This window comes from uncultured Desulfovibrio sp., assembly GCF_944324505.1.
Classification (GTDB): domain Bacteria; phylum Desulfobacterota; class Desulfovibrionia; order Desulfovibrionales; family Desulfovibrionaceae; genus Desulfovibrio.
The window spans coordinates 288,523-301,051 of the sequence record NZ_CALUWO010000002.1 but is presented as its reverse complement, the minus strand read 5'-3'; the positions used below and the strand labels follow the sequence as shown (position 1 = coordinate 301,051).

Here is a 12,529-nt window from a genome sequence, read left to right as displayed (position 1 = left end):
GGGCGCTTTTTTTGCGGGCAAAGGGGGCCGTGCGGCCCCAGGCATCTAGACGGGCTTGTACATGGCGCCGCTGTCCGCAGAGCTGACCATGCTGGCATAGCGGCGCAGCACGGGATAGGGGCATTCCTTCTGCGGCGCCTTCAGTTCGGCGCGGCGGCGGGCCAGTTCGGCCTCATCCACCAGCAGATCCAGCTTGCGGTTGGGGATGTCCACCAGGATGCGGTCGCCGTCGCGCACCAGGGCAATGGGGCCGCCGTCGGCGGCTTCCGGCGAAATGTGCCCGATGGCGGCGCCGTTGGTGCCGCCGGAGAAGCGGCCGTCGGTGAACAGGGCCACGTCCTTGCCCAGCCCCATGCCGGTGATGGCGGCCGTGGGCGAGAGCATTTCGCGCATGCCGGGGCCGCCCTTGGGACCTTCGTAGCGCACCACCACGCCGTCGCCGGCCTTGATCTTGCCGTCCAGAATGGCGTGCATGGCATCTTCCTCGGATTCAAAGACGCGGGCGGTCACCTCGCGGCACATCATTTCCGGCGCCACGGCGGACTGCTTGACCACGGCGCCGTCAGGCGCCAGCGTGCCGCGCAGAATGGCAATGCCGCCCTCGCAGGAATAGGCCTTTTCCACGGGATGAATGACGTCGGGGTTGAGGATGCGGGCACCGCGCAGGTTTTCGCCCACGGTCTTGCCGGTGGCGGTGAGGCAGTCCTTGTGAATGAGGTTCAGCTTGTCCAGCTCGGCCATGACCGCCGGGATGCCGCCGGCATTGTCCAGGTCCACCATGTAATGATGGCCGGCGGGCGAGAGCTTGCAGAGATTGGGCGACTTGCGGCTCACGGCATCAAAGACGGACAGGTCGATGTCCAGCCCGGCCTCGTGGAAAATGGCCGGCAGATGCAGGGTGGTATTGGTGGAGCAGCCCAGGGCCATGTCCACGGCAATGGCATTTTCCACCGCGCCGCGGGTCACGATGTCGCGGGGGCGGATATTGCGCTGCAACAGGTCCATGACGCGCATGCCGGCGTGTTTGGCCAGGCGGACGCGGCCGGCATGCACGGCGGGAATGGTGCCGTTGCCGGGCAGGGCCACGCCGATGGTTTCGGCCAGGCAGTTCATGGAATTGGCCGTGAACATGCCCGCGCAGGAGCCGCAGCCGGGACAGGCGCGTTCTTCCCAGCGGGTCAGTTCCTCTTCGCTCATCTGCCCGTTGCGCACGCGGCCCACCCCTTCGAACAGGGTGATGAGGTCGCCCTTGCGGTCATAGCTCAGGTCGCCCGGCAGCATGGGGCCGCCGGAAACCAGAACGGACGGAATGTTCAGGCGCATCATGGCCATGAGCATGCCAGGCACGCATTTGTCACAATTGGGAATGAAGACCAGCGCATCAAAGGCATGGGCGCGGGCCATGATTTCGATGGAATCGGCGATGAACTCACGCGAGGGCAGGGAAAAGCGCATGCCCTCGTGGTTCATGGCGATGCCGTCGCAGACAGCAATGGCCGGAAATTCCAGCGGCGTCCCGCCGGCCATGCGAACGCCGGCCTTGACGGCCTCGGCCAGCTTGCCCAGGTGAAGATGCCCGGGAACCACCTCGCTGGCGGCATTGACCACGCCCACCAGCGGACGATCCATTTCTTCGCGGGTCAGACCCAGCGCATACAGAAGGGAACGGTGCGGGGCCTTTTCCAGCCCGGCTTTCATTTTTTTGCTGCGGCTATCATCCATGACGCATTTCCTTATGCTGAAGAACAACGTCCCGCGTCTGGGCGGGCAAAAATTTTTGTACGGCAAAAAGCGCGCCTTGGGAAGGGGCGCCCCCTGTCTCCTTGCCCGGACATACGCTGCCGGAGCCGGTGCGGGCAGGGGCGAAAGTCCTTGAAAAGACGGGCGGAAGTCGGCTAGTCTGCGGCCATGCAAGCCTCCACCCCCACCCTGGCACGCCGCTATTTCTTCAAGCTGCTGGCCAATGTGGCTTCCGTGCCCGTCTATCTGGTCATGGAGGCCATCCTGCCCCGTGCGCTCGGTCCGCAGATGTACGGTAACTACAGCTTTGCCACCAATCTCTTTCAGCAGCTTTCCGGCTTTCTGGACATGGGCACGTCCACCTGTTTTTACAATGCCCTGTCCCGCCGGCAGGAGGAAACCGGCCTCATTGCCTTTTATCTGCGCGTGAGCCTGCTGGTGGCGGTCATCGGGCTGCTGGTGGCTGCCTGCATGCAGCTGCCGCAGGTGGGGGCGCTGCTCATGCCCGATGTGCCGGGCTGGCTGGCGCCGCTGGCCGCGCTCTGGGCCTTTCTCACCTGGTGGGGGCGGGTGCTGCGCTCCATGAACGATGCCGTGGGGGCCACCGTGCCGTCGGAACTGTGCCGCACGGTCATCGCCCTGCTGGCCGTGGTGGTGCTGGCCGGTCTGTTCTGGCTGGATGTGCTCAATATCTGTAGCCTTTTTTTCCAGCAGTATGCCATGCTGCTGGCCACGGCCCTGGGCTACTGGGTGGTGAGCAAGCGGGCCTGGGAAGAGCGCTTTGGCAACGGCGGGCGCTTTTCCCTGCATCTGGAGGCGGCCCAGACCCGTGCCTACAGCCGGGAGTTCTTTTCCTACAGCCATCCGCTCTTTGTGCAGGCCCTGCTGACCTTTTTCATGCTCAGTGTGGAGCGCTGGCTGTTGCAGTGGTTCGACGGCAGCGCGGAGCAGGGCTATTTTGCCCTGGCCCAGAAGGTGAGCATTGCCTGTTTTCTCTTTGTCTCGGCCATGACGCCCCTTATCATGCGCGAATTTTCCATCGCCTGGGGCAAGCGCGATCTGGAAGGCATGGGGCGCATCATGCGGCGCTTTGCCCCGTTGCTCTACGTGGTGGCTGCCTATTTCTCCTGCTTCACCGCCGTGGAGGCCCATGTGCTGGTGCGGATTTTTGGCGGCGAGCAGTTTCTGGCTGCCGTGCTGCCCGTGCAGATCATGGCCCTGTATCCCCTGCATCAGGCCTATCTACAACTGGCAAGCTCCGTCTTTCATGCGGCCGGGCGCACACGCACCACCCGCAATGTGACCATGCTGGATGCTGTCTATGGCTTTGCCACGGTCTGGTTCCTGCTGGCGCCTGCCCAGTACGGGGGGCTGCATCTGGGGGCCGTGGGCCTGGCCTGCAAGACCGTGGCCGTGCAGTTTGTGACGGTGAATATCCAGCTCTGGCTGGCGTCGCGCCTCATTCCCTTTTCGTTCTGGCGCAATCTCCTGCATCAGTTCTGGAGCCTGGCCATCCTGCTGGGGCTGGCGCTGGGCTGCCGGGAACTGACCCTGCATCTTGGCCTGGGCGGACTGGATTCCCTGCCCCGTTTTCTGGTGGCCGGGATACTCTACAGCGTGGCCGTGGCGGGCGTCATTGCCCTGCTGCCGGCCTTTGCGGGTCTGTCTCGTCAGGACCTGCGCGGCGTTCTGCAGCGGCTTCCGCTGCGGCGGCGTGGCCACTGAGGCAGCCGTCCGCGGTGCAGGGCTGACGGATCTCTGCTCCGCGGGATGTGGCGCTGCCGACGGGGCGGCATTGTCCGGCGGAAATTGCCGGACGGTCTGAGAGACAAAACGGCATTCCTCCATGCGGGGGAATGCCGTTTTGTCACGGGTAGTCGGGTCGCCGTCAGGCCGGCTGTTCTCCGGACGCCGCGGCGGGGTCCAGGGGATTGCGGGGCTTTTCCGTGGCGGCCTTCTTTTCGGCGGGCGGGGCTTCCACCACGGTTCCGTCGGGCAGCACCATGGACAGCGCCCGCACCGGGCAGGCTTCCATGCAGGCGGTGATGCGCTTGCCGTTTTCCTCGCGCCAGGCCTTGCACATGTCGCAGCGCACGGCCACTTCGCGGCGGGAGCGCTGGGCCATGGTTTCGGCGCCGTCGCTTACATCGGGCATGCCGATGGTATCCAGAGAGATGGTGCCGTACGGGCAGACGGCAATGCAGAGCTTGCAGGCCACGCAGAGCTGCACCCGCATGCTGATGCGGCCATCGGCATCCTGTTGCAGGGCGCCGGAGGGGCAGATGGCGCAGCAGGGGGCCGGATCGCACTGATGGCAGCGCACCGTGGTGCGGAAGCCTTCGGCCTTGACCACCTGCACGCGGGAGACAAGCACGTCGCGGTGCTTCATGGCCTCCTTGAAGCTCATGCCGTGATGGGCCGCGATGCAGGCCACCTCGCAGCGGCGGCAGGCGCGGCACTTGTCCGGGACGACCTGAATGTGTTCAATCATGATGTTCCTCCGCCTCCACCTGAAGGTCGGTCAGGGTCAGACCATGCCCGCCGCTGAACCGCAGGGCCTCTCCGCCGCAGAAGGGGCAGGCAAAATGCCGCCGGAACAGGGCAAAGGCCGCGCCGCAGTCCGTGCAGCGGCAGGGCAGGGGGGCTGTTTCCAGCACCAGTTCCGCGCCGTGGGCCAGGGTGCCTTCGGCGCAGATTTCAAAACAGGCCCGCAGGGTTTCGGCCTCCACGCAGGAGAGCAGGCCCAGCTGGCAGGTAAGGCGCGTGATGCGCCCGGCGCGCGGCCCGTCTTGCCGGGCATTGTAGTCGGCCACGGCCCGCGTGGCGGTGCCCAGCAGCCCCTGGGCCAGACTGGCCTCGTGCATGGGCTAGCGCTCGGTGCACGACACGCAGGGGTCGATGCTGTTGGTGATCAGGGCCACATCCGCCACCTTGCAGTCCTTCATCATGACGCCCAGGGCCTCCCAGTTCATGTAGGAGGGCACGCGCCACTTGAGGCGGGCGGGCTTGTCCGTGTCATTGGTGCGGATGTAGTAGAAAACCTCGCCGCGCGGGGCCTCGCTGCGGGCGCAGGCCTCGGCCGGATAGATGCGGTTCATGGGCACGGCCACCGGGCCGTCGGGGGTATGGTCGCAGCACTGCCGGATGAGCCGGATGGACTGGAAGATTTCGTCCAGCCTCACCAGGGCGCGACTGTTCACGCAGCAGCCGTCGCGGACAACCATGTCAAAGTCCAGCTCGCCATAGGCGGCATAGGGCGCATCCTTGCGCACGTCATGGGCAATGCCCGAGGCGCGGGCCACCGGCCCCACCACGCCCAGGCGGATGGCGTCTTCCCTGGGCAGCAGCCCCAGCCCCCGGGTGCGCGCCAGTACAAGGGGGTCTGTGGCATAGATGTCGCGTATTTCCTCCACGGCCGGTTCCACCTTGTCCAGCATGGACTGGATAAAGTCGAAATGCGCCGGCTCCACATCGCATTTCACGCCGCCGATGCAGTTGGAGGCCAGATTCATGCGGTTGCCGTAGACCGTTTCCTTCACGTCCTGCATGAGTTCGCGCACTTCCATGACGTGCATGAACAGGGATTTGAAGCCGATGATGTGGGCCTGAATGGCAATATTGAAGAGATGGGAGGCCACGCGCTTGATCTCTTCGGCCATGACGCGCAGATAGCGCGCCCGGGGCGGAATGATCATGCCCAGCACGTTTTCCACGGCCATGCTGTAGGTAAAGGAATGGCTGTTGGAGCAGAGGGAGCAGACGCGCTCGGTGAGCGTGGTGTTCTTGATGAGATTGCGCTGACTGGCCAGCGCTTCCATGCCCCGGTGCACATGGCCGGAGGTCAGCTCCACCTTGCGGATGGTTTCGCCATCCACGGTGAGGTGGAAATAGACCGGCTCTTCAAGGGCCACATGTACCGGACCAAGCGGCATGCTGAACGTACTGGGCGTGCTCATGCGCGTCCTCCCTTATCCTTGAGGATACATTCCCAGAGGTCCGTGGTGCAGGCGCCGTTCATGACGATGGACAGGGGCACGGCCTCGTTGAGGATGCCCGCATCCAGCTCGTCATCCAGAAAGAGGCGGCGCGGATTGGGATGTCCCGTCACCCGCACGGCATAGAGTTCCATCATTTCGCGCTCGTGCCAGTCCGCATTGGCGAAGATGGGCGTGATGGAGGGCACGTCGGGATGCTGGCTGCCCAGGGTGACCGTCACGTTGTAGACCACACCGTCCAGGGCAAAATGGTAGCAGATTTCCTGAATCTGGTCGCTCAGCTGACGGCGGTTGTAGGCCGTGATCATGCACAGGCGCGCCCCTGCGGCCTTCAGGCGGCGGGCTGCTTCCTCAAGGCAGTGGGGACTGGTCAGCCGGAACCAGTGAAAGGCATTGCCAAAGGCATCATTGCTGTGGTGCACGCCGCCGGGTGCATCGCAAAAATCGCTCAGGGCTTCTATGAGGGTGGCATTTCCCCTGAAAATTTCCTGCATGGTATGTCCTTTTGCCCGTCTCAGTCGAGCTTTTTCAGCGGGGCCGCGGAGGCGGCCAGCCTGTCGTCAGGTGCATTGCCCCTGTCCGTGTGCTGCGGCAGCCGGCAGGCATTGCGCTTGGCGTCTTCCAGCTGGCGGCACTTGGGGCAGAGGCGGCGGATGGTATCGGCATCGATTTCCCTGTTGTGCGCGTACAGGCGTTGGGCAATCTTCAGGGGCAGCGGCCGGATGAGCGTGCCGCAATGCGCGCACGGCTCGTAGGTGATGGTCTGCTGTTCGATGCGGGAGAATTTTTCGGCCTCCACATGGGCCGAGTGCCAGTTGTTGTCCAGGGAGATGGCCCCGGTGGGGCAGTAGTGCCGGCAGGAGGCGCACAGGCAGCAGGAGTTATGCCAGATGGTAATGGTATAGCCCGTGCCGTCCGGCTTGTGCCCGATGTGGATGGCGCCGGCCATGCAGGAATAGCGGCACATGCCGCAGCCCATGCAGAGTTCCGGATCCACATGTACCCTGCCCCGCAGGCGCTGGGGCGTAACCGTTTCTCCCAGCGGAAAGGGGTCCGTGCTGGGGCCGTCCAGCAGGTTGCGAAAAAGAATCTTCAGGAATCCCGCCATGATCAGTCCTCCGAACCGTTGCGCGGGCGGCGGTCGCCCAGAAGGCCGCACACATGGTGGCAGATGCCGCACAGGCGGCAGCTGCCTTCCCCCGGCATGCGGCTGTTGCGGGAGGCCAGCAAGCGGCCCAGGCGTTGCAGGAAGCGCTGCCCCCGGCCGTACAGGGCTGCCGGCAGCGTGCGCGCCGTGGCGGGAGCATGCTGTATGCGTGTCATGCTATGCCTCCAGCCCCAGTTTCTTGAGCCACAGTTGCTTGGCCAGAATGACCCCTTCCAGAATGGCCTGCGGGCGGGGCGGGCAGCCGGGCACGTTCACATCCACCGGAATGAAGCGCGAAATGGGGCCGTCAATGGAATAGCCGTCGCGGAACACGCCGCCGGAAATGGGGCAGATGCCCACGGCCACCGTGACCTTGGGTTCGGGAATTTCATTCCATACCGTGATCACGCGGTCGCGCACGCGCGTGGCCAGCGGGCCGGTGATGAGCACAATGTCCGCATGGCGGGGGCTGCCGCAGTACCGGCAGCCGAAGCGCTCCACGTCATAGCGCGGGATGCAGGCCGTGGTGGCCAGTTCCACGTCACAGCCGTTGCAGGACCCCGCATTGATGCGGAACAGCCATGGCGACCGCACGGACAGTTTCTTGAGCAGGGTATCGACGCTCACGGGTCGCCTCCTTACAGTGCCCAGACCAGCACCAGGCTGCACAGGGCCAGTGCCGTGGGAACAGTCACATAGAAACGGAAGGCCTGATCAATGCGCAGGCGCCCTGTGGCGGACTTCACAAGCGTCAGGGACAGGAGCATGAGGCCCAGGCACTTGAGCACGAACCAGAGCAGATTGACCACGGCATAGGGAGAAATGGTGCCGGGAAAGAACAGGGCCACGCCCAGCCCCAGCACCACAAAGGTCTTGAGCGCACTGCCCATCTGATACAGGGCCAGCAGCGGACCGCCATATTCCAGCAGCGGGCCTTCGATGATCTCGGTTTCGGCTTCGGGGATGTCAAAGGGCACCACGCCCATGGTTCCGGGCAGAAAGATGAGATAGGCCACCAGCGCCGGTATCATGGCCGGGTGAAAGCCCAGGGACCCCTGCGCAAGCTGCCAGTCGATGATGCGCAGCAGGGAAAATTCGGCCGCCGTGCCGGTCTGCGATCCCACCATCATGGCCACGGCCAGAAGGATCATGAGCAGCGGCATTTCGTAGGCCAGCATGAGCAGCATCTCGCGCGAGAAGCCCACGGCCCCGAAGGGCGAGCTGGAGGCCGAGCCGCCCAGCATCATGGCAATGGCCGGAATGGGCAGCAGATAGAAGAGCACCAGCAGGTCGCCCATATTGTACAGGCCGCCGAAGACGCCGGGAACGGGAATGAAGGCCGCGCATACGGCCATGCCCGCAAAGCCTGCCACCGGCGCCAGCAGAAAGGCGCTCTTGCAGGCCGTTCTGGGGAGAAGCGTTTCCTTGGTGCACAGCTTGGCAATGTCCAGCCAGGGCTGCACGAGGGGCGGCCCCACGCGGCGTTGCAGGCGCGCTTCCACACGCCGGTCAACCGCCTTGAAGAACAGGCCCAGCGTCAGCGCAAACAGGCCGCCGGGAAAGAGAACCATATGCAGGATGGCGTACAGCGTTTCGCTCATGCCTCATGCTCCTTGCTGCGGCGTTCGCCCCGGGCGGGGTCGGGAGCGCCGGGTAGATGCTCCAGCAGGCGGACCAGCCCGCCGTAGATGCCTTCGGGCCGCACGCGGCTGGTAGCCTCGTCGGGCGGCAGGCCGCAGGTATGGATGTCAATTTCGCGTACCCGCACGAAGCGCTTCACAAAGAGCAGGCCGCCGCCAAAGGCCAGGGCCATGAGCACAAACATGCCTGTGGCATTGTAGGCCGCCGGCCCGTCCACCAGGCCGGCCATGCTCACGGGCAGGGGGGCCTGGCCGTATTCCACCAGCACCGCATTGAGCGGCGTCAGCGCCAGACCGGGGAAAACCCCGGTGATCACGCAGCCCAGGCCCAGCAGCCCCATGGGCACGCGCATGACGGGCGGTACCTCCTCGATGCGGTCCAGCAGGGGCGAAGGCTGCCCCAGGAAGGCCGCATGCAGGAACTTGGCCACATAGGCCAGGGTAATGACGCTGCCCAGCAGCGAAAGCAGGGCCAGCAGCGGCTGGCCGGCCTGCATGAGCGCATGGTAGATAAGCCACTTGGAGCTGAAGCCGCTGGTGGGCGGTACGCCCACCACCGACAGGCCGGCAATGGCGAACATGGCCAGGGTAAAGGGCATCTTGCGGCCCAGCCCGCCCAGGTCTTCCAGGGTTTCGCGATGGCTGGCAAACATGATGGCCCCGCAGACAAGAAAGAGCAGGTCCTTGAAGAAGACGTGGTTGACCACGTGCAGCATGCCGCCCGCGTAGCCCAGGGAACCGCCGGCAGCCACGGCCAGCACCATGTAGCCGATCTGGCTTACGGTGGAATAGATGAAGATGAGCTTGACCTGATTGGCCACCAGCGCCTGAAGGGCCGCATAGACAATGGTGATGCCGCCTATCCACATGATCACGACCTGCACCGCATGCACGTGCAGGGCATTCATGAGGCCGCTGCCCAGGGCCGCACCGCCCAGCAGCAGAAAGAGCTTGACGAGACCAAAGACGGAACTTTTCAGCAGCACTGACGAGATGAAGCCCGAAACCGGCGTAGGGGCCACGGCCGGGTGCATCTGCCAGTCAATGCGGAAGGGCAGCTGCGCGGCCTTCATGAGGAAGCCCGTGCCCAGCAGGCAGAAGCCCAGCAGGAAGGGCGTGCCCACAGCATGCCATTGCAGGGAGGACAGGGCCGATACCAGCGCGCCGGGCCGCACGGTCATGGCCAGATTGCCGCCCAGGAAGCAGACCCCCACAAAGATGAAGCCCGCCCCGCACACATTGAAGCAGAAGTACTTGAAGGCTTCGCGCAGGGACAGGGCATCGCCTTCGTGGGCCAGGGCCAGATAGAGCGTCCAGGCGCTCATGATTTCCCAGAACAGGAAGAAGCTGAACAGGGTCTGGGCAGCGGCCATGCCCACCAGCCCGCCGCACATGGCCGTAAAGGCACAGTAGAAGCGCCACTGGCTGTGGCTGTGGCTCATGTAGCCCAGGGCGTAGACCACGTTGATGGCGCCCATGACAGGCACCAGCAGGGCAAAGCCGAAGGAAAGCGTGTCCAGTTCGCGCCCCAGCAGGCCCACCAGCACGGCCGTACCCAGCAGCACCAGCAGGGCGCAGAGACCGGCCTGCCGGGCACTGCGGTAGAAGAGCGCGGGCAGAATGGCACCGAAGACCGGCAGGGCCACAAAGGGGGGCCAGATGCTGGTGTCGGCAAAGATGAGCAGCAGAGGCGAGGGAATCTGCCCGCCCTGCGTGGGATCGACCTGGAAGCAGGCAGAAACGGCAGGGGTGAGCACCATGTCCCAGAGCCAGGGCGCCAGCCCGGGCACCAGACAGAGCAGGGCCAGCACCAGCAGGGGCAGGCGCATGGTCAGCGGGGCCTCTTCCACCGGCGGCAGGTGCGCCGGGCGCTCCTCGAAAACCAGGGTCTTCAGAATGCGGATGTAGTAGACGGCTCCCACCAGCGATCCCGCCAGAATGAGGGCGCCCAGCCAGAGATGCCCAGCGTCCACCACGGCCCGGATCATGAGATACTTGCTCAGAAAGCCGCCAAAGGGCGGCAGGCCCATGATGGCGATCAGGCCGGCGCACAGGCAGGAGACGGTCCAGGGCATTTGCCGGCCCAGGCCGCGCATGTCTGCCAGGCGGCGCGAGCCGCTGCGCAGGATGAGGGCGCCGGCGCCCAGAAAGAGCAGGTCCTTCATGATGGCGTGCATGCTCACATGGGCCAGCACCGCATAGGTGGCCAGGACGGTGCCCATGCCCAGGGTCAGGGCGATTTCCCCCAGCTGCCCCAGGGTGGAAAAGGCCAGCATGCGCTTGATGTCCTCCTGCCGCAGGGCCATGAGTTCGCCGTAGATCAGGGTAAAGGCCCCCATGAAGACAAGCGCCGTGCCCAGCCAGGTGAGGCCGTACAGGCCGCGCAGGGCCGGCATGAGCGGGGTGCCGTTGACCGAGGCGCAGGTCAGGAGCAGCAGGCCGAAGATGCCGGTCTTGGTGATGATGCCCGACAGCGGTCCGGACACCGGAGACGGTGCGGCCGGATGGGCATCGGGCAGCCAGGAGTGCAGGGGCACCAGGCCGGCCTTTACCGCAAAGCCCGCCAGGCAGAGCAGCAGCCCGGCCTTGACGCTGAAGGAGGGCAGATGGGCCATGGCCAGCGGCCACTGGGCAAAGGCGGTATGCCCGCCGGAAAGGGCCATGATGCCGGGCATGAGCAGCAGTGCCCCGCCCGCGCACATGACATAATACTTGAAGCCGGCATCGCGGGCCGCCCGGTGTCCTTCGTGCACGACCAGAAAATAGGAGGCAAAGGTCATGAGTTCCCAGTAGCCGTACAGGGCCGCCAGGTCCGGCGTGGCCACAATGCCCGCCAGCGAGGCAAAGGTCAGGGGCAGAAAGAACCAGTAGCGGGCAGGCTCCGTATCATGGGCCATGTAGCCGATGGAATACAGGCTGACCAGCAGGGCCACCAGGCCGATGAGGCAGAGAAACAGGCTGGACAGACCGTTGACCGGCACGGCAAACACGCTGCCCAGGGCCAGGGCGCATGCGGCCACCACCAGCCACGGGGCAGGGCGCCAGCGCAGCAGGCTGCCGGCGCCTCCCAGCAGGGCACCGGCATAGAGCAGCCAGAAGGCAGGATGCGGCGGCACATGGGCAGGAGCCGGGCAGTGCAGCACGGCGGCCACAAGCGCGGTCAGGGGATCACGCCCCAGGCCCAGCACGGCCACCAGTACACAGCAGATCAGGGCTGCTGCGCCCGCGGGCCGGGCCGGCAGGGGGCGGGCATGGCTGCGGGGAGCTTCCAGCAGGGTCACCTGCACGGCATGCACATGCAGGGCCAGGGTTACCAGCGTACAGGCAGCCATGAGCAGGCACAGGGCCAGCTCCGTCTGGCCGGGCAGGCCGGCGCCCAGGATGGCACGGGTAATGAACAGACGGCCCTCCGGCACCAGAAAGGGCGAGCCGCCCACCGCGGCCAGCAGTCCCAGCGCCAGCAGCAGGCCGGCGCAGCGCCGCTGTTTTCCGGCACCCCGCAGGGCATCCAGCTGCGCCTGCGTGTCCTGCGTCAGGCTGTGCAGCGCCGTGAGGGCCAGACCGCGTGCGGCCAGCTGGAAAAGCAGATACAGCACAACCCCCAGGCCCGTCACAGGACCGGGACAGCCCAGCGCCAGGCAGATGATGCCGGCATCCTGCACGGCTCCCCAGCAGATGAGCCGCCGGAGGTTCCTGCGCTGGCAGACGGCCTGCCAGGTACCGATCAAGAGAAAAAACAGCCCCGGTACAAACAGCAGGGGAAAGCCGGCCAGTGCCGTCGGTATGGTCATAAGCGCCCCGGACGTTGGCTGCCCGGCGGGTACCGTCGTGACAGGACGGCCAGGAAGGACGCCTGTTTCACGGGGAACGGCCGGCAGCGGAAGAAAGTATGTGAAAAAAAGGCCACGTTCTTCAGGACGTAGCCCAAAACCGCTGCCGATGCAAGCAACACCCCGTTGTTACAGACGGAAGCGCCTGTTCATGCCGCAGGACGGCACGGGATGCGT

Annotated in this window: 11 protein-coding genes; 1 reads left to right on the top strand and 10 read right to left on the bottom strand. The window is 65.3% G+C overall.

Going from position 1 to position 12,529, the window contains the following annotated elements; translation table 11 throughout:
- Nucleotides 1-45: 45 nt before the first annotated feature.
- Nucleotides 46-1,722, bottom strand: a complete 1,677-nt coding sequence (ilvD, locus tag Q0J57_RS03985) for a dihydroxy-acid dehydratase (RefSeq protein WP_297217312.1) — start codon at nt 1,720-1,722, stop codon at nt 46-48.
- A 186-nt stretch (nt 1,723-1,908) separates the two neighbouring features.
- On the opposite strand from ilvD, the gene Q0J57_RS03980 reads away from it, so the two are divergent.
- Nucleotides 1,909-3,465 carry an oligosaccharide flippase family protein gene (locus Q0J57_RS03980; RefSeq protein WP_297217311.1) on the top strand — a complete coding sequence of 519 codons (1,557 nt, stop codon included), beginning with the start codon at nt 1,909-1,911 and terminating at the stop codon, nt 3,463-3,465.
- A 163-nt stretch (nt 3,466-3,628) separates the two neighbouring features.
- On the opposite strand, the gene Q0J57_RS03975 is transcribed toward Q0J57_RS03980, so the two are convergent.
- The 9 genes from Q0J57_RS03975 to Q0J57_RS03935 are packed head-to-tail and all read right to left on the bottom strand — an operon-like array spanning nt 3,629 to nt 12,313.
- Complete coding sequence (locus Q0J57_RS03975) at nt 3,629-4,231, bottom strand: 4Fe-4S dicluster domain-containing protein (RefSeq protein ID WP_297217309.1); 603 nt, start codon at nt 4,229-4,231, stop codon at nt 3,629-3,631.
- The gene (locus Q0J57_RS03970; RefSeq protein ID WP_297217307.1) at nt 4,224-4,604 is read right to left on the bottom strand and encodes a hydrogenase maturation nickel metallochaperone HypA; all 381 of its coding nucleotides are present in this window, start codon (nt 4,602-4,604) and stop codon (nt 4,224-4,226) included. Before Q0J57_RS03970 ends, Q0J57_RS03975 begins: the two co-directional genes overlap by 8 nt.
- Before the next feature lie 3 nt (nt 4,605-4,607).
- Entirely contained in the window at nt 4,608-5,696 is a 1,089-nt protein-coding gene (locus tag Q0J57_RS03965) for a nickel-dependent hydrogenase large subunit (RefSeq protein ID WP_297217304.1), read from the bottom strand.
- Entirely contained in the window at nt 5,693-6,229 is a 537-nt protein-coding gene (locus tag Q0J57_RS03960) for an NADH-quinone oxidoreductase subunit C (RefSeq protein ID WP_297217302.1), read from the bottom strand. The genes Q0J57_RS03965 and Q0J57_RS03960 overlap by 4 nt, the downstream gene beginning before the upstream one ends.
- A 20-nt stretch (nt 6,230-6,249) precedes the next feature.
- Nucleotides 6,250-6,843, bottom strand: coding sequence for a 4Fe-4S binding protein (locus Q0J57_RS03955; protein ID WP_297217300.1), 594 nt, complete (start codon nt 6,841-6,843; stop codon nt 6,250-6,252).
- A gap of 2 nt (nt 6,844-6,845) precedes the next feature.
- Nucleotides 6,846-7,058, bottom strand: coding sequence for a hypothetical protein (locus Q0J57_RS03950; protein WP_297217298.1), 213 nt, complete (start codon nt 7,056-7,058; stop codon nt 6,846-6,848).
- A 1-nt stretch (nt 7,059) separates the two neighbouring features.
- Entirely contained in the window at nt 7,060-7,509 is a 450-nt protein-coding gene (gene nuoB, locus Q0J57_RS03945; RefSeq protein WP_297217296.1) for an NADH-quinone oxidoreductase subunit NuoB, read from the bottom strand.
- A gap of 11 nt (nt 7,510-7,520) precedes the next feature.
- On the bottom strand, nt 7,521-8,483 hold the full coding sequence (locus Q0J57_RS03940; RefSeq protein WP_297217294.1) for a complex I subunit 1 family protein: 963 nt from the start codon (nt 8,481-8,483) through the stop codon (nt 7,521-7,523).
- The gene (locus Q0J57_RS03935; RefSeq protein WP_297217292.1) at nt 8,480-12,313 is read right to left on the bottom strand and encodes a proton-conducting transporter membrane subunit; all 3,834 of its coding nucleotides are present in this window, start codon (nt 12,311-12,313) and stop codon (nt 8,480-8,482) included. Before Q0J57_RS03935 ends, Q0J57_RS03940 begins: the two co-directional genes overlap by 4 nt.
- Nucleotides 12,314-12,529: the final 216 nt, after the last annotated feature.

Coding starts and splice junctions, on each gene's coding strand:
- Q0J57_RS03950 (WP_297217298.1), bottom strand. CDS start 7,058: ATGACACGCATACAGCATGCTCCCGCCACGGCGCGCACGCTGCCGGCA.
- Q0J57_RS03935 (WP_297217292.1), bottom strand. CDS start 12,313: ATGACCATACCGACGGCACTGGCCGGCTTTCCCCTGCTGTTTGTACCG.
- Q0J57_RS03970 (WP_297217307.1), bottom strand. CDS start 4,604: ATGCACGAGGCCAGTCTGGCCCAGGGGCTGCTGGGCACCGCCACGCGG.
- Q0J57_RS03955 (WP_297217300.1), bottom strand. CDS start 6,843: ATGGCGGGATTCCTGAAGATTCTTTTTCGCAACCTGCTGGACGGCCCC.
- ilvD (WP_297217312.1), bottom strand. CDS start 1,722: ATGGATGATAGCCGCAGCAAAAAAATGAAAGCCGGGCTGGAAAAGGCC.
- Q0J57_RS03980 (WP_297217311.1), top strand. CDS start 1,909: ATGCAAGCCTCCACCCCCACCCTGGCACGCCGCTATTTCTTCAAGCTG.
- Q0J57_RS03965 (WP_297217304.1), bottom strand. CDS start 5,696: ATGAGCACGCCCAGTACGTTCAGCATGCCGCTTGGTCCGGTACATGTG.
- Q0J57_RS03960 (WP_297217302.1), bottom strand. CDS start 6,229: ATGCAGGAAATTTTCAGGGGAAATGCCACCCTCATAGAAGCCCTGAGC.
- Q0J57_RS03940 (WP_297217294.1), bottom strand. CDS start 8,483: ATGAGCGAAACGCTGTACGCCATCCTGCATATGGTTCTCTTTCCCGGC.
- Q0J57_RS03975 (WP_297217309.1), bottom strand. CDS start 4,231: ATGATTGAACACATTCAGGTCGTCCCGGACAAGTGCCGCGCCTGCCGC.